The organism is Bradyrhizobium sp. (genome assembly GCF_028868675.1).
GTDB lineage: Bacteria > Pseudomonadota > Alphaproteobacteria > Rhizobiales > Xanthobacteraceae > Bradyrhizobium.
The window spans coordinates 14,961-35,478 of the sequence record NZ_JAGWUA010000017.1 but is presented as its reverse complement, the minus strand read 5'-3'; the positions used below and the strand labels follow the sequence as shown (position 1 = coordinate 35,478).

The 20,518-nt window shown below is 66.6% G+C and carries 9 protein-coding genes; 6 read left to right on the top strand and 3 right to left on the bottom strand.

Translation table 11 applies throughout. The features are described 5' to 3' along the window. Positions 1-149 precede the first annotated feature (149 nt). Genes KGM94_RS04400 through treY form a run of 6 tightly spaced genes read left to right on the top strand, consistent with a single transcriptional unit; the run spans position 150 to position 14,156 of the window. Complete coding sequence (locus KGM94_RS04400; RefSeq protein ID WP_300255335.1) at positions 150-2,096, top strand: maltotransferase domain-containing protein; 1,947 nt, start codon at positions 150-152, stop codon at positions 2,094-2,096. An 11-nt stretch (positions 2,097-2,107) separates the two neighbouring features. Next, complete coding sequence (gene treS, locus KGM94_RS04395) at positions 2,108-5,401, top strand: maltose alpha-D-glucosyltransferase (protein WP_300255333.1); 3,294 nt, start codon at positions 2,108-2,110, stop codon at positions 5,399-5,401. Next, on the top strand, positions 5,394-7,541 hold the full coding sequence (glgB, locus tag KGM94_RS04390; RefSeq protein ID WP_300255331.1) for a 1,4-alpha-glucan branching protein GlgB: 2,148 nt from the start codon (positions 5,394-5,396) through the stop codon (positions 7,539-7,541). The genes treS and glgB overlap by 8 nt, the downstream gene beginning before the upstream one ends. Positions 7,542-7,544: 3 nt before the next feature. Continuing rightward, positions 7,545-9,620: a glycogen debranching protein GlgX gene (glgX, locus tag KGM94_RS04385; RefSeq protein WP_300255329.1), complete on the top strand. Its 2,076-nt coding sequence runs from the start codon at positions 7,545-7,547 to the stop codon at positions 9,618-9,620. Continuing rightward, a complete protein-coding gene (gene treZ / locus KGM94_RS04380) occupies positions 9,617-11,374 on the top strand; it encodes a malto-oligosyltrehalose trehalohydrolase (RefSeq protein WP_300255327.1) in 1,758 nt (585 codons plus the stop codon). Before glgX ends, treZ begins: the two co-directional genes overlap by 4 nt. A 1-nt stretch (position 11,375) precedes the next feature. After that, entirely contained in the window at positions 11,376-14,156 is a 2,781-nt protein-coding gene (gene treY / locus KGM94_RS04375; RefSeq protein WP_300255325.1) for a malto-oligosyltrehalose synthase, read from the top strand. Positions 14,157-14,262: 106 nt separating this feature from the next. Here the strand turns inward: treY and ligD are convergent, their stop codons facing one another. From ligD to KGM94_RS04360, 3 genes are all read right to left on the bottom strand, one after another. Beyond that, entirely contained in the window at positions 14,263-16,899 is a 2,637-nt protein-coding gene (gene ligD / locus KGM94_RS04370; RefSeq protein WP_300255323.1) for a DNA ligase D, read from the bottom strand. Positions 16,900-17,074: 175 nt separating this feature from the next. Then, positions 17,075-17,764 (bottom strand): response regulator transcription factor, encoded by a 690-nt coding sequence (locus KGM94_RS04365; protein ID WP_300255321.1) that lies wholly within the window; start codon positions 17,762-17,764, stop codon positions 17,075-17,077. Further along, positions 17,761-20,484: a sensor histidine kinase KdpD gene (locus KGM94_RS04360; protein ID WP_300255319.1), complete on the bottom strand. Its 2,724-nt coding sequence runs from the start codon at positions 20,482-20,484 to the stop codon at positions 17,761-17,763. The genes KGM94_RS04365 and KGM94_RS04360 overlap by 4 nt, the downstream gene beginning before the upstream one ends. Between the last annotated feature and the right edge of the window lie 34 nt (positions 20,485-20,518).

The following is a 20,518-nucleotide window of genomic DNA, read 5'->3' as shown; positions in this document are numbered from 1 at the left end:
ACGAAGGCGTTAATCAGGCTTAACTCGCGGAGCAGGGCTGCCGTTCCCGGGCGGAACTAATGACACAGAAGCGGCTTCTTATGGAGATACCAAGCGCCGGTTCTCGCTGGAGGGAAACGGGACGCTGCTTTCTTGTCAATGGCATCACCGTGAACAGGACAATTCAAACTGTCGAGAGCGCCGCAACCGGCAGCGCTTTCCTCATCCAAGACGTCTATCCCTCGGTCGACGGCGGCCGCTTTCCGGTGAAGCGGATCGCGGGCGAGCCCGTCGAGGTCTGGGCGGATGTCTTGCGCGACGGCGACGGCGTGGTCGGCGCCGCGCTCGTCTGGCGCCGCGAGCAGGATCGGGAATGGCAGCGTGAACGGATGACGCTGCATTCCGACGACCGCTGGTTCGGCTCCTTCGTGCCGCCCTGTCCCGGCGCCTATGTCTATGCCGTCGAGGCCTGGACCGACGAGTTCGCGACGTGGCGCCGCGGCCTGGAGCTGCGGCAGCAATGCGGCGTCGACGTCACGCTCGATGCGATCGAGGGCGCGGGCCTGCTCACCAGGGCCTATGGCGCGGATCAGGACGCGGCGTCCATCATCGTCAGGCAGTGCGAAGATTACCTGCAGACCGGCGACGTCGCCCCCCTGCTCACGACCGAGCTCAGGAACGTCATGGCCGAAAGCCAGTCGCGGTCCGACCTGACGCGCTCCACCCTCTTTCCGCTCATCGCCGACCGCGACAAGGCGCACTTCAGTGCCTGGTATCAGATGATGCCGCGCAGCCAGGGCGGGCCGGACGGCCGGCACGGCACATTGAGAGACTGCATTGCGCGCGTGCCCGACATCGCCGCGATGGGCTTCGACGTGCTGTTCTTCACGCCGATCCACCCGATCGGCCGCAGCCGCCGCAAGGGCCGCGACAATTCGCCTGATGCCGCCGACGGCGATCCCGGCTGCCCCTACGCGGTCGGCGCCATCGAGGGTGGCCACGACGCGCTGCATCCCGAGCTCGGCACCATCGAGGACTTCCGAGCGCTGGCGGCGACCTGCCTCGAATACGGCGTCGAGATCGCGCTCGACTTCGTCGTGCAGTGCTCGCCGGACCATCCCTGGCTGATGCAGCACCCCGAATGGTTCAAGCGCCGGCCCGACGGCTCGATGCCGCCGACGGACGGTCCCTACTCCGACATCGTCATGCCCGACTTCGCCTGCGAGGATCGGAGCGCGCTGTGGAATGCCCTCCGTGACGTCATGCTGTGCTGGATCGAGCAGGGCGTGACGATGTTCGCCGTCGACAACCACGACACCGCACCGTTCCACTTCTGGGAATGGCTGATCCGCGACATCCGCCGCCGCCATCCCGAGGTCATCCTGTTCGCCAAGAGTTTTGCCCGGCCGAAGCTGATGCGCGGGCTGGCGCAGCTCGGCTTCGCGCAATCCTTCAGCTATTTCCCCTGGTGCACGGAGAAGTGGGAGCTGGAGCGGCATCTCGGCGCACTGACGAGCCATCCGCAACGCGAGTACTATCGCGCGAACCTCTTCACCAATACGCCGGACGTGTTGCCGTATCACCTGCAGAGCGGCGAGCCCTGGATGTTCAAGTCGCGCGTCGCGCTGGCGGCCACACTGTCGGGCAATTACGGCATCTACAGTGGCTTCGAACTCCTCGAGCACGAGGCTGTGCCAGGCCGCGAGGAGTATCACGACTCCGAAAAATACCGGATCAAGCCGCGCGACTGGGACCGGCCCGGCAACATCAAGGCCTACATTGCGACCCTCAACCGCATCCGGCGGGACAACCTGGCGCTGCAGCAGACCGAGAGGTTCCGCTTTCTCGCCATCGAGGACGGCGAGGCGATCGCCTTCGTCAAGACGTCGGCCGACGGCAGCAACGCGGTGGCGGCCGCGATCGCGCTGTCTCGCAACGTGCGGGAATTCTGGCTCCCGCTCGGCGACGTCACGCTCGACATCGGCGGCGAGCGGCGCCATGTTTGCGCAATCGAAAATCTCCTGACCGGCGAGCAGTCCGGGATCGAATGGGGCGGGATTCGCCTGCGCATCGATCCCCATCGCGATCCCGCGCTGCTGTTCCGGTGCCTGGCGTGAGGATACGCGCCATGAACGTTCTGTCCCCGGTCGACACCGACAAGGCCCACGCCGCCGACGCAGTGGATGAGCTCTGGTACAAGGACGCCATCATCTACCAGCTCCACGTCAAGGCGTTCGCCGACAGCAACAATGACGGCATCGGCGATTTCGCAGGGCTGACCGAAAAGCTGTCCTATCTGCAGGACCTCGGGGTCACCGCGCTGTGGCTGCTGCCGTTCTATCCGTCGCCCGGCCGCGACGACGGCTATGACATCGCCGACTACGGCTCGATCAATCCAGACTTCGGCACGATGAAGGATTTCAAGCGCTTCATCCAGGAGGCGCAGCGGCGGGGGCTGCGGGTGATCACCGAGCTCGTCGTCAACCACACCTCGGACCAGCACAAATGGTTCAGGCGCGCCCGCCGCAGCCCGGCCGGCTCCAGCGCCCGCAACTGGTACGTCTGGAGCGACACCGACCAGAAGTACCCGGAAACGCGGATCATCTTCACCGACACCGAGAAGTCGAACTGGACCTGGGACACGGAGGCCGCCGCCTTCTACTGGCACCGCTTCTTCTCGCACCAGCCGGACCTCAATTTCGACAATCCGCGCGTGGTCAGCGCCCTCATCCAGGTGATGAAGCGCTGGCTCGACGCCGGGGTCGACGGCTTCCGGCTCGACGCGATCCCCTATCTGTGCGAGCGCGAGGGCACCTCCAACGAGAACCTGCCGGAAACGCACGACATCATCAGGCGCCTGCGCCGGGAGCTCGACGCCTACTCCCGCGGCAAGCTGCTGCTCGCCGAAGCCAACCAGTGGCCGGAGGACGTGCAGGAATATTTCGGCCGCGGCGACGAGTGCCACATGGCCTATCACTTCCCGCTGATGCCGCGCTTCTACATGGCGATCGCGCAGGAAGACCGCTTCCCGATCACCGACATCCTGCGCCAGACGCCGGACATTCCCGCGAGCTGCCAGTGGGCGCTGTTCCTGCGCAACCATGACGAGCTGACGCTGGAGATGGTCACCGACGTCGAGCGCGACTATCTGTGGTCGACCTACGCCAACGATCCGCGCGCCCGCATCAATCTCGGCATCCGCCGCCGGCTGGCGCCCCTGATGGACAACGACCGGCGCAAGATCGAGCTGATGAACTCGCTGCTGCTGTCGTTCCCGGGCACACCGATCATCTACTACGGCGACGAGATCGGCATGGGCGACAACATCTATCTCGGCGACCGCAACGGCGTGCGCACGCCGATGCAGTGGAGTCCGGATCGCAACGGCGGCTTCTCGCGCTGCGACCCGGCGCGCCTCTACGCGCCGCTGATCATGGATCCCGTCTACGGCTACGAGGCGGTCAACGTGGAGGCGCAGTCGCGCAGCCTGTCGTCGCTGCTCAGCGCCACCAAGCGGCTGATCTCGGTGCGCAAGTCGACGCTCGCCTTCGGCCGCGGCAGCATGACGTTCATTCGGCCGGCCAACCGCTCCGTGCTGGCCTATGTCCGGCAGTACCGCGACGAGATCATCCTGTGCGTCGCCAATCTGTCGCGCGCCGCACAGGCGACCGAGCTCGACCTGTCGCCGTGGAAGGAGCGAATTCCGCTGGAGATGCTCGGCCGCACGCGTTTTCCGGCGATCGGCGAGCTGCCCTACATGATCACGCTGGGGCCGTACGGCTTCTACTGGTTCCAGCTCCAGGAGCGCGACAAGTCCGAGCCGGTGACGCCGCGGGCGGTCCCGGAATTCGAGACGCTGGTGGTGCCGGTCAACTCGACCTGGGTGTCGCTCGCGCGCGAGCGCGGCGTGTTCGAGCGCGACGTGCTGCCGGGTTTCCTGGCGCGATCGCGCTGGTACGGCGAGCGCAACCCGAAGGAGATCGCGCCCAAGCTGACCGCGGCCGTGCCGTTCTGCGACATCGGCGACAACCGGCCATGGATCGCCTTCTTCGAGACGACGCGGCAAGGCGTCAGTTCGCGCTACGTGCTGCCGATGCAGATCGAGTGGGTCCGCTTCGATCGCGAGCGTTTCAACCCGAAAGCGCTCGCGGCCGTGCGTCAGGGTGCCCGCGAAGGCACGCTGCTCGATGTCGCGACCGACCATATCTTCATCGGACTGTTCCTGCGCAATCTCGGCCAATCCCTGACCGTGGAGGAGAACGATCTGCGGCTCGACTTCACGCCGACGAGCAGGTTCGCCGAATATACCGTCAAGGAACCGGAGCGCATCCGCGCGATCGACCAGACCAACAGCACCGCGCTGGTCGACAACATGTACGTGACCAAGATGTATCGCCGTCTCGAAGGCGGCATCCAGCCCGAGATCGAGATCGGCCGCTACCTCACCGAGGCCGCACACTTTTCCAACACGCCGGCGCTGCTCGGCAGCGTCGAGCTGGTCGAGGGCGGCCGCCGCAGCGCCATCGGCGTCGTGCACGCCTTCATCGAGAACCAGGGCGACGGCCGCGCCGTGACCGCGGCCTATCTCGACCGTTACATCGACGAAGTCCGGGTTCTGGCGGCGAGCGAAGTGCCGCGCGAGAAGGAGGAGCAGGCGCCCTACCTGCGCTTCCTGTCGCAGACGGGTCGGCGGCTTGCCGAGCTGCACGGTGTGCTCGCGGCTGCCGAGGCTGCCGATCTCGTTCCCGAGCCGATCAGCCCCGAACATGTCGGACGCTGGACCGCAGAATTGCAGGCGCGCGCCGAGCGGGTCTGCGATCTCCTGGCGCAGTGGCGCGACGCCCTGCGGGAAGCCGACCGTCCGCTCATCGACCGGCTGACGACGCTGCGCGCGGGCCTCGCCGACAGGCTGAATGTGCTATTGCCATCCGATATCGGCGGGTTGAACATCCGCCACCATGGCGATTTCCGCCTCGGACAGGTTCTGATCGTGAAGGACGACGTCTTCATCATCGATTTCGACGGCGATCCGCACCTCCCGCTGGCGGAGCGGCGGCGCAAGGCGCCGGCAGCGTTCGACGTCGCGGGCCTGATCCACTCGATCGACCTGTCGGTGGAAGCAGCACTCGACCGTGCGCTCGAGGTCGCGCCCGACGAAGGGGGCCGGCTCGCGACTGTCCTCGGCGAATGGCGTGAGCGCGCGACCGCGACGTTCCTTGCCGCCTATCGCGAGGCGACGGTCGACCCGCGCCTGTGGCCTGCGAACCGGCCTGCATCCGACGGTCTGTTGAGGTTCTTCCTGCTTGACAAAGCGTTCGGCGAGATGGAGCACGAACTGCCCCGCCGGCCGGACGGGCTCCGTGCGCCGCTGGCCGGGCTGCTTCGCATTCTGTCCGGGACCGAGAGCGAGGCACATGCCTAAATTGTCTGCCGAAGCCTACGCCGTCATCGAAGGCCGCCACTCCGATCCCTTCCACTATCTCGGCCTGCATCCGGAGGGCGACAAGAGCGTGGTGCGCGCCTTCCTGCCCGAGGCTTCCAACGTCGAGGCGATCGGAGAGCACGGCGAGGTGGCGAAGCTCGACCGCATCCACGAGGCCGGGCTGTTCGCCGGCTCCGTGCCCAACGGCGCCAAGCGCTATCGGTTGCGAGCGAAATTCGGCGACAAGGTCGTCGAACTGGAGGACGCCTATCGCTTTCCGCCGATCCTCAGCGACTACGACCTCTATCTGCTCGGCGAAGGCACCCACCAACGCCTCTACGACAAGCTCGGCGCCCATCCGATGACGCTCGACGGCGTCGACGGCATCGGTTTCGTGGTGCTGGCGCCGAACGCGCGGCGGGTCAGCGTGGTCGGCGACTTCAATTTCTGGGACGCGCGCCGCCATCCGATGCGCGTGCGCGGCATCGGCTATTGGGAATTGTTCGTCCCGCATGCCAAGCCCGGCGATCACTACAAGTTCGACATCGTCGGTCCTCACGGCCACACGCTGCCGCTGAAGTCCGATCCGATGGCCTTTGCCAGCGAGGTGCGGCCTAAGACGGCCTCGATCGTATTCGATGAGGAGGCGTTGCCGCGGCCGCGCCCCGCGCCGGACGGCATCAACGCGTTGTCGGCGCCGATGTCGATCTACGAGGTCCATCTCGGTTCTTGGCGGCGCAAGGGCAACAACGAGTGGCTGACCTACCGCGAGCTCGCCGAGCAGCTTCCCGCCTACGCACGCGACATGGGTTTCACCCATGTCGAGTTTCTACCCGTCAGCGAGCACCCGTTCGACGGCTCATGGGGCTACCAGCCGACCGGTCTCTATGCGCCGACCAGCCGGTTCGGCGGCCCCGAGGACTTTGCCGCGCTGGTGGATGCCTGCCATCGCGAGGGCCTCGGCGTGCTGCTCGACTGGGTACCCGGACATTTCCCTGACGATCCGCACGGGCTCGGTCATTTCGACGGCACCGCGCTCTACGAGCATGCCAATCCCCTGCAGGGCCGTCACCTCGACTGGGGGACGCTGATCTACAATTACGGCCGCACGGAAGTCGCCAATTTCCTGGTCTCGAACGCGCTGTTCTGGCTGGAGCGCTACGCCATCGACGGGCTGCGCGTCGACGCCGTCGCCTCCATGCTCTATCTCGACTACAGCCGGCCACCGGGCGGCTGGGTCCCGAACCAGCACGGCGGACGGGAGAATCTCGAGGCGATCGCCTTCCTGCGCCGCTTCAACAGCGAGGTGTTCGGCCGCTTCCCGCAGGCGACGACCGCGGCGGAAGAATCCACGGCCTGGCCGCAGGTGTCGCGTCCCGTCGAATATGGCGGGCTCGGCTTCGGCTACAAATGGAACATGGGCTGGATGCACGACACGCTGAACTACATCAGCAAGGACCCGGTGCATCGTAAATACCATCACGGCGACATTCTGTTCGGCCTGCACTACGCGTTCTCGGAAAACTTCATCCTGCCGCTCTCCCACGACGAGGTCGTGCACGGCAAGCGCTCGATCCTGGGCCGGATGCCCGGCGACGAGTGGCAGCGTTTTGCGAATCTGCGCGCCTATTACAGCTTCATGTTCGGCCACCCCGGCAAGAAGCTCTTGTTCATGGGCGGCGAGTTCGCGCAAGGCCGCGAGTGGAATCACGACCAGTCGCTCGACTGGCACCTGCTACAGTACGGGAACCACGCCGGAATCCAGTCGCTGGTCCGCGACCTCAACCGGCTCCATCGCGAGCAGCCCGCGCTGCACCAGATGGATTGCGAGCAGGCCGGTTTCGAATGGCTCGTGACCGACGACGCCAACCGCAACGTCTTCGCCTGGCTGCGCAAGGGTCTTGACGCCCGCGCCCGCTGTCTCGTCGTCGTCAACTTCTCGCCCAACGTCTATCGTTCCTACCGCGTCCGGGTGCCGTTCGCCGGCAAATGGAAGGAGGTTTTCAATTCGGACTCGGCCCATTACGGCGGCACCAATGTCGGCAACATCGGAGAGGTTCATGCCGTCGCCGGCAAGACGCCCGAGCTGAGCCTCACCATCCCGCCTTTGGCCGCGATCTTCCTCGTGCCGGAAGGCTGACCCATGCGACTGAGCGCCGGATCGCCCGCACGTCTTGGGGCAAGCTGGGACGGCAGGGGCACCAATTTCGCGCTGTTCTCCGCCCATGCGCAGAAGGTCGAGCTGTGCCTGTTCGACGGTCACGGCCGGCGCGAACTCGAGCGCATCGAGCTTCCGGAGCGCACCGAGGACGTCTGGCACGGCTATCTCAACGACGTCTCGCCGGGGCAGCTCTATGGCTATCGCGTCCACGGCCCCTACGAACCCGAGCACGGCCACCGCTTCAATCCGAACAAGCTGCTGCTCGACCCCTACGCCAGGCGCACCGCCGGCCGGCTGGTGTGGAGCGACGCGCATTTCGCCTATCGCACCGGGAGTCCGCGCGAGGACCTGTCGTTCGACCGCCGCGACAATGCGCGCGGCATGATCAAGGCCGTCGTGGTCGACGAGACCTTCAACTGGGGCCGACGCGAGATCCGTCCCAACATCCCCTGGGAAGATACCGTCATCTACGAGGCCCACGTCAAGGGCCTGACCCAGAAGCGCGAGGACGTGCCGCCGAACCTGCGCGGAACCTATGGCGGCCTGTCCTCGCCCGCGATGATCGCGCACCTGAAGCGGCTCGGCGTCACCACCGTCGAACTGCTGCCGATGCACGGCTTCGTCGACGACCGCGTGCTGGTGGAGAAGAAGCTCGTCAACTACTGGGGCTACAACTCGCTGTCCTTTTTCGCGCCCGAGCCCCGCTACGCCCAGGATAATCCGCTGGACTCGTTCCGCACCACGGTGGCGCGGCTGCACGACGCCGGCATCGAAGTGATGCTCGACGTCGTCTACAACCACACCGCGGAAGGCAATCATCTGGGCCCGACGCTGTGCTTCCGGGGCATCGACAACGCCTCGTATTACTGGCTCAACCGCGAGAACCCGCGCTTTTACGACGACTTCACCGGCTGCGGCTCGTCGGTGAACCTCACCCATCCCCGCGTGCTGCAGATGGTGATGGATTCCCTGCGCTACTGGGTCGAGGTCTGTCACGTCGACGGCTTCCGCTTCGACCTCGCGACCACGCTGGCGCGCGGGCCGAACGGCTTTGATCGCGGCCACGCGTTCCTGACCGTCGTGCGGCAGGACCCGGTGCTCGCCACCGTCAAGCTCGTCGCCGAGCCGTGGGATCTCGGCCTGGGCGGCTACCAGGTCGGCGCCTTTCCCTCGCAATGGTCGGAATGGAACGACCGCTATCGCAGCGCCATGCGGCGCTACTGGAGCGGCGAAGGCAGCCTGATCGGCGACATCTCCAGCCGCATGACCGCCTCCTCCGACCTGTTCAACCACGACGGACGGCGGCCGCGCGCCTCGATCAACCACGTCACCGTCCATGACGGCTTCACGCTCGCCGATCTCTTCGCCTACAACCAGAAGCACAACGAGGCCAATGGCGAGGACAATCGCGACGGCTCCAACGACAACCACAGCAACAATTGCGGCGTCGAAGGCCCGACCGACGATGAGACGATCCTGGCGCTGCGCCGCCAACTTCGCAAGAACGCGCTCGCCTGCCTCATGCTGGCGCAGGGCACGCCGCTGATCCTCGCCGGCGACGAGGTCGGCAACTCGCAATCCGGCAACAACAACGCCTATTGCCAGGACAACGAGATCGGCTGGGTCGGCTGGGAGAACCTCGGCCGGGACGGCGAGGACGTGACCGACTTCGTCGGACATCTCGCCGAAATTCGAAGGCGCTTCTCGCAATTGCGCAGCCACCGCTGGCTGGATGGCCGTCCCGCCGATGGCTCCTACGGCGTGCTCTGGCTGACGCCGGCCGCCGAGGAGATGACGGAAGGTGACTGGAATTTTCCGGAGGGGCGATTCCTCGCCTATGTGCTCGGCCCCCTGGAACCGGACGTACCGGCCATCTTTATCGTGCTGAACGCAGCACCGGAAGAGATCGCATTCAAATTGCCCAGGATGGCCGAATACAACAGCTGGCAGCATATCCTGAACACCACCGAGACCAGACTGAACACGGTCGATTTCCCGCCGGGCGGCGACAGCAAGGCGCCGCCGCGCTCGGTGCTCGCATTCGCGGGCGCGCCATGAGCGCAACCTTTGGCCCGCGGCTGACCGGAGACGGCGTCGAGTTCCGGCTCTGGGCGCCCGGCGCAAAACGCGTCGACCTCCTGCTCGACCGGCGTCACGCCATGCGGCGCGAGCACGATGGCTGGTATGTCACAAATATTCCCGGTCTGACGGCCGGCGCACGCTACAGGTTTCGCATCGACGACGAACTCGACGTGCCCGATCCCGCCTCCGCCTTCCAGCCGGAGGACGTCTTCGGGCCGAGCGAGGTCGTCGACCACGACAGCTTCGGCTGGCGCGCGCGGGATTGGCGCGGCCGCCCGTGGCACGAGACCGTCCTGATCGAAATCCATGTGGGCACGTTCACGCCGCATGGCACTTATCGCGCCATGATCGAGAAGCTCGATCATTTGGTCGCAACAGGCATCACCGCGCTCGAACTGATGCCGCTGGCGGATTTCGCCGGCTCCCGCGGCTGGGGCTATGACGGCGTGTTGTGGTACGCGCCGGACAGCGCCTATGGGCGTCCTGAGGACCTGAAGACGCTCATCGATGAAGCGCATCTGCGCGGGCTGATGGTGTTCCTCGACGTGGTGTATAACCACTTCGGCCCAGAGGGAAACCATCTCGGCCGCTATGCGCCGACCTTCTTCATCGACGCGCACACGCCCTGGGGCAGCGCAATCGACTACCGCGTAGGCGAGGTACGCGCGTTCGCGGTCGAGAACGCAATCCACTGGCTGCGCGACTACCGTTTCGACGGATTGCGGCTGGACGCTGCCAACCACATCCTGCAGGAGCCCGGCGAAACCCCGATGCTGCATGAACTCAGCGTCGCGGCGGGGCGGCTTGCCGTCGAGACGGCGCGGCACATCCATCTCGTGCTGGAGAACGGCGACAACTGCGCGAGCCTGCTTGATCCGGTGCAGGATCCGCCGCGCGGCAAATACCGCGCGCAATGGAACGACGACTATCACCACGTCTGGCACGTGATGTTGACGCGGGAATCCGCCGGTTACTACGGCGACTATCAGCGCTCGCCACGCCGCGATCTCGCCCGCGCGCTCGCCTTGGGTTTCGTCTATCAGGGCGAGGTGTCCGCCTTCTGGGGCGACAAGCCGCGCGGCGAGCCGAGCGGACATTTGCCGCCGGTCACCTTCGTCAATTTCCTGCAGAACCACGACCAGATCGGCAACCGCGCGCTCGGCGACCGGTTGGAGAGCCAGGCCGCGTCGCCGGCGATCGAGGCGGCGCTCGCGATCACCCTGCTCGCGCCGGCGGTGCCGATGCTGTTCATGGGCGAGGAATGGGGCGCCACGACGCCGTTCCCGTTCTTCTGCGATTTTCACGGCGGCCTTGCCGAAGCCGTCCGCAACGGCCGGCGACAGGAATATGCGTGGGCCTATGCGAAGTACGGCAACGACGTACCCGACCCGCTCGACCCGGCCACGTTGCAGTCCGCCGTGCTCGACTGGTATTCGCGCACGCCGGAGCAGGAGGCCCGGCAGGCGCTGGTACGGCAGCTACTCCGGCTCCGCCACGAGAAGATCGTGCCACGGCTTGGTGGTGCACGCTTCGGCAACGCCGTGGCGGCCGACGACGGCGTGCTGACGGCGCACTGGCGCATGGGCGATGGCACGACGATGCGCCTTGCGGCCAATCTGTCCGACGAGGATATCGCACGCACCGACCACATCACCGGCACGCCGATCTGGGGCAAGGCGGCCGGCGAACGGCTTCCGCCCTGGTCGGTGGTCTGGCGTCTCGGAGGCTAGCATGCCGCCTGTGATCCCGCTCGCCACCTACCGCCTGCAGTTCACCGCCGATTTCGACTTCGACAAGGCCGTCGAGATCGTGCCCTATCTGAAGGCGCTCGGCATCTCGCATCTCTATGCCTCGCCGCTGATGAAGGCGCGCAAGGGCTCGACCCATGGCTACGACATCGTCGATCACGGCGAATTCAATCCCGAGCTCGGCGGCGCCGATGGCTTTGCGCGGCTCAGCGAAGCACTGCGACGGCACGATCTCGGCCTGATCATCGACTTCGTGCCGAACCATCTCGGCGTGCATTTTGCCGACAATCCCTGGTGGCTCGACGTGCTGGAATGGGGACCGGCCTCGCCGCACGCCGTCTCATTCGACATCGATTGGGATCAACTGCCCTATCGCGCACGCGGAGGCGTACTGCTGCCAATCCTCGGCTCGGCCTATGGCGATGCGCTGGAGCGCGGCGAGATCGAGCTGCGTTACGACGCGCGGGAAGGCAGCTTCTCCGCCTGGTATTTCGAGCATCGCCTGCCGATTGCGCCCGAGCGCTACGGCGAGATGCTGCGGATGATCGTGAAGGAGGCCGATGCGGATGAGAGCGCGGCCGGCCAGCACCTGCTTGCGCTCGCGGCGCGCTACAAGGGCTTGCGTCACCCGAGCCGCCGCGAAGCCCCTGCCTTCAAGTCCGCGCTGAGAGACATTCCCGGCGCGGCCGATCTCATCGCACGCGGCCTTGGCGTCTACCGCGCGGGCCAGGACCGGCCGGCGCAGACGCTGACGCTGCATCACCTGCTCGAGCGGCAGCATTACAAGCTCGGCCATTGGCGGCTCGCCTCGAGCGACATCAACTACCGCCGCTTCTTCGACGTCAACGGGCTCGCGGGTCTCCGCGTCGAGGATCCCGGCACGTTCGCCGCCACGCATCGCCTGGTCCGGCAGTTGATCGCCGACGGCCGCCTGCAGGGCCTGCGTCTCGACCACATCGACGGCCTGCGCGATCCCGCGCAATACTGCCTGCGGCTGCGCCGGCTGGTGCGCGAGGCGCAGGGCGCAAGAGCCTTCTACACCGTGGTCGAGAAGATCCTGTGCGAGCACGAAGACCTGCCGCGCTTTGCGGGCGTATCCGGCACCACCGGCTATGAATGGATGAACGTCATCACGCAGGTGCTGGTGGATGCGCACGGACTGGAGGCCCTCGATGAGACCTGGCGACAAATCAGCAACCGGCCGCCGCGGCTCGCGCCCTATCTGATGGCGGCGAAGCGGCGCGTGCTGGAGACGCTGCTGACCTCCGAATTCACGGTGCTATGGCGCCTGCTCGCCCGCATCGCCAACGGCCACTACTCCACGCGCGACTTCTCCGCCGACAGCCTGCGGCAGGCGCTCGAGCTCTACGTGCTGCATTTCCCGGTCTACCGCACCTATCTCACCACGACCGGCCCGACCGCGCACGACCGCGCGCTGATCGAGGCGACCGTCGAACGCGCCCGCGGCGACTGGTTCGCGGCCGATGAGGGCATCTTCGCCTTCCTGCGCGACGCCCTCACCATGGACCTGCTCGCCCCCGGCCGTCCGCCGCACAGCGCGCCGCGCGTACGCCGCTTTGCGCTGAAGGTGCAGCAATTCACCGGGCCGATGATGGCGAAGTCGCTGGAGGACACTACGTTCTATCGCTACCACCGGCTGATCGCGCTGAACGAGGTCGGCGGCGATCCATCGGCGGCCGGGATGCCGATTCCGGCGTTTCACCAGATCATGCAGGCGCGCGCCCGGCAATGGCCGCACGGCATGACGGCCACCGCCACCCACGACACCAAGCGCGGCGAGGACGCACGGGCGCGGATCGCGGCGCTCGCCGGGATCGCCGGCGAATGGACGGCCGCGGTCGCGCGCTGGAAGGTCCTCAATGCCCCGCACGTCAGGCTCAAGGGCGATATGCGGGCGCCGTCGGCGACGTTCGAATACATGCTGTACCAGGCGCTGCTCGGAGCGTGGCCCGTCGACGGGCCGGATGACGGCTTCGTCGAGCGCATGCAGGCCTATGCGCTCAAGGCGGCGCGCGAGGGCAAGGAAGAGACGAGCTGGCTCAACCCGAACGCGGACTATGAGGCTGGCGCGCGGGACTTCATCGCAAAGATCCTCGATCCTTCGCTGTCGGCTGAATTCTTGCAGTCGCTGCGGGCGCTGGCAGGACGCACCGCCCTGCTCGGCGCGCTGAACTCGCTGAGCCAGCTCGCGCTCAAGGCCACCTTGCCTGGAGTCCCGGATTTCTATCAGGGCACCGAGCTCTGGGACTTGTCTTTGGTCGATCCCGACAACCGCCGTCCGGTGAATTTTTCCGCCCGCCGCGCAGCGATTGCGTCATTGGACGATCCGGATTGGTCCGAACTCGCGCAGAGATGGCCGGACGGCCGCATCAAATTCGCCTGGACGCGCCGGCTGCTCGCGTTGCGCGCCGAACTCGCCGGGGTCTTTACCGACGGCGGCTATGAGCCGCTCGAGGTGAACGGCCCCCACGCCAGCCATGTCATCGCCTTCGCGCGGCGGAACGGCCGCGATGCCGCGATCACGGTGGTCGGACGATGGTTCGCGCCGTTGACGCAGGGCGGTCGGGACTGGCCGAGGGCCGATGCCTTCGACGCCGTCGTTCAGCTCGGGGCATATGCGATGGCGGGCATCGACGGCGCGGCAGTCCCGGTCTCGGAGATCTGCGGAGCATTCCCCGCCGCAGTCCTCAGGGCCCGTGCCAGAGCGACGGCAAGACCGATGCGCAGGCGCGAGCGCGCCTGACCTCACCTACGGCCGGTCTCCCCTGGTCGGCTGCAAGCCCGGAATCTCGCAACACCATTCCGGGTCTGCGCCTTGCGCAGCCGGGAATGACGCTTTGAGGGGTGGCCTACACCTTCCCCGCGAGCTTCCTGATCGCTGCCTTGATCGATGATGCCGCATCGTCATAGCCGTCCCACGCCTTCGAGCGCGCCAGCAGGGCCGGCACGGTGCGGACGGTGTAGCCCCTCGGATCGAGATCGCCCTTCACCTGCGTCCAGGTCAGCGGCATGGAAACGGTGGCGCCGTCGCGAGCTCGCGGCGACAGCGGCGCCACCGCGGTCGACATGCGGTCGTTGCGCAGGTAATCGAGGAATATCTTTCCGTTGCGCAGCTTCTTCGCCATGTTGAGCAGATAGCGGCCCGGCGCGTCATCCGCCATCCAGCGGCAGACGCCCTGCGCAAAGGTCTTGGCCTCCTTCCAGCTCACCTCGTCTCTGGCGCCGTGGCGCAACGGCACGACCACATGCAGGCCCTTGCCGCCGGTGGTCTTGCAGAAACTCTCCATGCCGAGAGCGGCGAGGCGCTGCCGCATCTCCTTTGCGGCTTCGACGACGTCGGCGAACGCGACGTCGGGCGCCGGATCGAGGTCGAACACCAGCCGGCCCGGCGTGTCGTATTCGAAGGGGGCGCAGTTCCAGGGATGGAGCTCGACTCCCCCGATCTGCGCCACCGCCGCCAGTCCCTCGACGCGGTCGATCTGCAGGTAAGGCTTGCGGTCGCCGGAGACCTTTGCGAGCTCCAGCAGGTTGGACGTGCCCTGCATGGCGTGACGCTGAAAGAACTTCTCGCCATGGATGCCGTCGGGCGCGCGGATCAGCGAGCACGGCCGGCCCTTGAGGTGCGCGATCATCCATTCGCCGACCGCTTCCAGATAGCGCGCGAGATCGAGCTTCGTCACCGGTTCGCCGTCGCCGCCGTCCGGCCACAGCTCCTTGTCGGGCTTGGAGATGACGACGCCCATCACCTCGGCCTGGCCGGCGTCCTTCAGACGCTTGCCCGCCTTGCCGCTCGGAGCCGGGCTCGCGAGCCTCGTCCTGACCGGCGTTTCCGCCTCCACCTCCTCGGCCGGCTTGTCCTGTCGCAGCCCCTTGAACGCGGCCTGCCGGATGTTGCCGTCCGCGGTGAAGCCGGCGAATTCGATCTCGGCGACCAGCTCGGGTTTCAGCCAATGCACGTCGCGGGTCTTCTTCGGCGCGTTCTCGCCGCCGAATGGATTCTCGTCGGATGCCACGGCCTTCAACAGCGGCATGATCCGCCTGACCTTGTCGGCGCCGAATCCCGTGCCGACCATACCGACGAAAGCCAGATGGCCGTTGCGATGCACACCCGCCATCAGCGAGCGGAATTTTCCGTTGGTGGTCTTGTAGCCGCCGATCACGACCTCATGGCCGGCGCGGCATTTGGCCTTGGTCCAGCTCTCGGTGCGGCCGGAACGATAGGGCGCATCCAGCCGCTTCGACACCACGCCTTCCAGATCGAGCTTGCAGGCCGACTGCAGCACGGCGTCGCCGCCGCTTTCGAAGTGCTCGACATAGCGGATCCGGCTCGACCTTGCCCCGCGGCCGGCCAAGAGCTTCTTGAGCCGCGCCTTCCGCTCCCCGAGCGGCAGCCGGCGCAAGTCGGCGCCTTCGGCGAACAGCAGATCGAAGGCGAAGAAGATCAGATCGTCGGTCTTGCCGTCCGACAGCGCTGCCTGCAGCACCGAAAAGCTCGGCGCGCCGTTGCGGTCGAGCGCGACGATCTCGCCATCGATCAGCACGTCCGGCAGCGCGCTGCCGTTCCTGGCGATCGCCGGGAATTTTTCGGTCCAGTCGAGACCCTTGCGGGTCTTCAGCGTCGCTTCGCCGTCCTCGACACGAAGCTGCACGCGGTAGCCGTCGAACTTGATCTCGTGGCACCAGCCCTCGCCGGCCGCCGGCCGCTCGACCGGCGTGCAGAGCTGCGGCGCGACGAAATCCGGTATTTCGGAGACCTTCTTCGCCGTCGTCGCGGTCGAGGCCCTTGACCTCTTCAGGGCCTTGCGCGGCGCGGGTTTGACCGTGCGCCCGCGCGTCTCTTCCGCGCGGTCGGACTGCCAGACCGCATCGGCCTTGCCTCCGTTCGTCCGCATGAACGGCTTTGGCGCCCGCCCCTTGCCCGCCTCGATCTGCTCCATCGGACGGCCGGATGCGACCGACCTGTCGTTGTCCAGGATATCGTTGGCCTTGCCCTCGCGCGCATATTCGTCGCGATGCTTGATCAGCAGCCAGTTGGTGCGCCTCTCCCCGTCCCGCTTGCGCATCCGCACCAGCACCCAGCTGCCGTGCAGCTTGTCGCCATGCAGGGTGAACTTCAGATCGCCCTTCTTGAAGCCGCGCTCGGGGTCCTCGGATTCCCAGGTGCCGCGGTCCCATAGCATGACCGTCCCGCCGCCGTACTGACCTTCGGGAATGGTGCCTTCGAAGTCGCCATAGTCGAGCGGATGGTCCTCGACCTCGACTGCCAGCCGCTTGTCATGCGGATCGAGCGAGGGCCCCCTGGTCACCGCCCACGACTTGAATACGCCGTCGAACTCGAGCCGGAAATCGTAGTGCAGCCGGGTCGCGTCGTGCTTCTGGATCACGAAGCGCCGCTGCTTCGACGGCGCGACCGCGACCTCGCCGGAGGGCTCCGGCGTCTTCTCGAAGTCGCGCTTCTTCCGGTAGGTGGCAAGGTTTCTGAGCACGTCCGGTCCCGCATCGTCCTGGAGAGAAGCCTATCAGGCAAACCTCCAGCCCGGAACCAAAACCCGAACCCGGGTTGGAGTTCCGGAAAGGCCTCGAAAATACCGGAGATTGGAAGGGCTCCGCGCGCCTACTGGAAAGGGTCGTTGAAGCTCTCTCTGGTCAAATGTCCCGGCCTTAATCCCCCGCCTTCAACCGATAGCCGATTCCCGTCTCCGTCAGCACATATTGCGGTCGTTCCGGATCGGCTTCGATCTTCTGGCGAAGCTGGCGCACATAGACGCGCAGATATTGCGCGTCGGTCAACTCATCCCACAATTCTCTGAGCAGGAAGCGGTGGGTCAGCACCTTGCCGGCATGCTGCACCAGCACGCGCAGCAGGTCGTATTCCTTCGGCGACAGCTTCACGTCCGTCTCGCCGACCTTGACGATGCGGCGAACGAGATCGACGGACAGATCGCCGGTGCGGAACACCGGCCGCTCGCCCTTGATCTGCAGCTGGTGCCGAAGCGCGGCGCGCATCCGCGCCAGCAGCTCATCCATGCCGAACGGCTTCGTCAGATAATCGTCGGCGCCGAGATCGAGCGCCTGCACCTTGCCGGCCTCGTCGCCCCGGCTCGACAGCACCACGATCGGCACGCTCTCGTTGCGGGCGCGGATGGTGCGCAACAGCTCATGGCCCTGGATATCGGGCAAGCCGAGATCGAGAATGATCAGTGCCGGCTCCTCGGCGAGCTTCTCCAGGGCGACCTTGCCGTTCGAGGCCTCCAGGACGTCATAGCCCTGCGTCGACAGCCCCATCCGCAGCAATTTGCGGATCGGCGGCTCGTCGTCGATGACCAGAACCTTGATCGGGTTGGCGCTCATGCCGCGGTATCCAATGCGTGGGTCTCGGCGGGGATCGGCAGGCTGATGGTCAGCACCGCGCCGCTGCGGTCGCTGCGGTTGGCGGCCGAGATGGTGCCGTACATGGCCTCGACGAAGCCGCGGGAGATCGCGAGCCCGAGTCCGGTGCCGGGGCGGACGTGGTCGCCCTTCTGCACGCGGTAGAACTTGTCGAACACGCTCTCGAGCTCACCTGCGGGAATGCCCTCGCCCTCGTCGGCGATCTCCAGCACGACCCGATTCCCGTCACGCCGGCTGCGGATCGAAATCGTGGTCTCCGGCGGGGAGTATTTTGCGGCGTTGTCGAGCAGGTTGAACAGCGCCTGCTCGAACAGCACGGCGTCCAGCGCCAGCATCGGCAGGTCGGCCGCAAGTTCGAGCTCGACCTTGTGGCGGGTCAGGATCTTGGCCGCCCGCCGCAGCGCGCTGCCGATGATCTCGCCGAGATCGTGCAGCGCGGTCTTCGGCACGATGGCGCCGGATTCGAGCTTCGTCATGTCGAGCAAATTGGCGATGAAGCGGTTGAGCCGCTCGGATTCGTCGATCACGGTTGCGAGCAGGTCGCGCTTTTCGGTATCCGACAGCGCACCCGTAAGGTCCCGGATGGTCGAGGCCGCGCCCAGCACGGATGCGAGCGGCGTCTTGAGGTCGTGCGAGATCGAGGTGAGCAGCGCCGCGCGCAACCGCTCGGATTCGACGGTGCGCCTGACGCGGTCCATGTCCTCGACCAGCAGCACGCGCTCGATCGCGAGCGCGCCCTGGTCCACGAGCGCGTCGAGCAGCCGGCGCTGGTCCGGCGTCAGCAGCGGGCCGGTGCGGTCGTTGTCGATGCCGATCACACCGATCGGGCCGCGGCCGGTGCGCATCGGCAGGAACAGGCGCCTGGCGCCCGGCAGCGTATCGGAGCCGCGGCCGGCGGGCCGGTCGTTGCTCCAGGCCCAGTTGGCGGCGGCAAGGTCGGCCTGGTCGAGCTGGTCCTCGGGCGGATAACCCGACTTGACGGTGAGCACGCCGTGCTCCGGCAAGAGCAGCACCACGCGCACCTTCAGCATCAGCGCGATCTGGTAGGCGGTCGCCCACAGGACGTCGTCGAGCGTGCCGGTGCCGGCGAGCTTGCGGCTGAAAGCGTAGAGCTGCTCGGTCATCCTGATCCTGCCGATCGCGGTATCGGCCTGGATGCGCACGCGGGCCGCGACGTTGGAGACCAGCACTGCCACCACCAGGAACAACACGAAGGCCGTGACGTTGGTCGGATCGGTGATCGTGAAAGTATAGATCGGCGGCAGGAAGAAGAAGTTGTACGACAGCGAGGCCGCCACGGTCGCCAGCAGCGAAGGCCACAGGCCGTAGCGCACGGCCACCGCCACGATCGCGGTCAGCAGGACCAGATCGACGTTCTCGATGCCGAACCGCGGCCGGAGCAGCGCGGCTGCGCCGAGGCCGATCAGCACGACGCCGATCGCCTTCACGTAGGGCAGCGGATCGAACGGTTCGGAGCGCGCCGCCGTCTGCACCGCGATCTTCGGCGCTGGCTCTCCTGGCACCTCGTCGCCGGCGATGACGTGGACGGTGATGTTGCCGGCGCGGCGGACCAGATCGTGCACCATCGAACCGCGCGTCAGTTCGAACCAGCGCGGCCGGGTCGACTTGCCGATCACGATCTGTGTGACGTTGTTGCCCTGCGCGAAATTCACGACGTCGTCGGCGATGCGGCGCCCGACGCCGGGAATGGTCAGCGCCTCGCCGCCGAGCGCTTCGGCGAGCCGCAGCGTGTCGGCCAGCCGGTCGCGCTGCGCGTCGGACAATTGCAGGCTGCGCCGCGTCTCGATCGAGATCGCGGTGAACGGCGCATGCAGCCGGTCGGCGATGCGCTTGGTGTAGCGCACGAGGCCGGCCGCGCGCGGATCCTCGCTGACGCAGACCAGGATACGCTCGCCTGCGGCCCAGGGGCCGGCGATCGCATTGGCCTGCATGTGGGTGAGAAGCTGCTCGTCGACGCGCTCGGCGGTGCGCCGCAGCGCCAGCTCGCGCAACGCGGTCAGGTTGCCCGGCGAGAAATAATGCTCGAGCGCCCGCTCGGCCTGCCGGGGCACATAGACCTTGCCCTCCTTCAGCCGCTGGATCAGGTCGTCGGGCGTGAGATCGATCAGCTCGATCGCGTCGGCGCGGTCGAACACCGAGTCCGGCACGGTCTCGCGCACCCGGACATGGGTGATCTGGGCAACGACGTCGTTGAGGCTTTCGATGTGCTGGATGTTGACGGCGGTGTAGACGTCGATACCGTGCGACAGTAGTTCCTCGACGTCGAGATGGCGCTTGGGGTGGCGGCTGCCGGGCGCGTTGGTGTGGGCGAGCTCGTCGACCAGCGCGAGCTTCGGGCGGCGTGCGATCACCGCGTCGATGTCCATTTCCTCCAGGACCTGGCCGCGATAGTCGAGCCGCTTGCGCGGGATCACCTCGAGCCCGTGCAGCAGCGCCTCGGTCTCGGCGCGGCCATGGGTCTCGATGTAGCCGACGACGACGTCGACGCCGGCCTTGCGCCTGGCATGCGCGCTCGTGAGCATCTCGTAGGTCTTGCCGACGCCGGGGGCGGCGCCGACGAAGATCTTGAGCTTGCCGCTCGCGCTCTCCTCGCGCCGGGCGGCCTCCAGCAGCGCCTCCGGCGAGGGTCGTTGTTCGGGATCGCGGCGCTGCTGAACCATCAGGACAATATAGTCGTCTCCGCCTCTTGGGCCT

What these genes read in the sequence shown, in the direction of transcription:
- treZ (WP_300255327.1), top strand. Translation starts at nt 9,617, where the DNA reads ATGAGCGCAACCTTTGGCCCGCGGCTGACCGGAGACGGCGTCGAGTTC.
- glgX (WP_300255329.1), top strand. Translation starts at nt 7,545, where the DNA reads ATGCGACTGAGCGCCGGATCGCCCGCACGTCTTGGGGCAAGCTGGGAC.
- KGM94_RS04365 (WP_300255321.1), bottom strand. Translation starts at nt 17,764, where the DNA reads ATGAGCGCCAACCCGATCAAGGTTCTGGTCATCGACGACGAGCCGCCG.
- KGM94_RS04360 (WP_300255319.1), bottom strand. Translation starts at nt 20,484, where the DNA reads ATGGTTCAGCAGCGCCGCGATCCCGAACAACGACCCTCGCCGGAGGCG.
- treY (WP_300255325.1), top strand. Translation starts at nt 11,376, where the DNA reads ATGCCGCCTGTGATCCCGCTCGCCACCTACCGCCTGCAGTTCACCGCC.
- glgB (WP_300255331.1), top strand. Translation starts at nt 5,394, where the DNA reads ATGCCTAAATTGTCTGCCGAAGCCTACGCCGTCATCGAAGGCCGCCAC.
- treS (WP_300255333.1), top strand. Translation starts at nt 2,108, where the DNA reads ATGAACGTTCTGTCCCCGGTCGACACCGACAAGGCCCACGCCGCCGAC.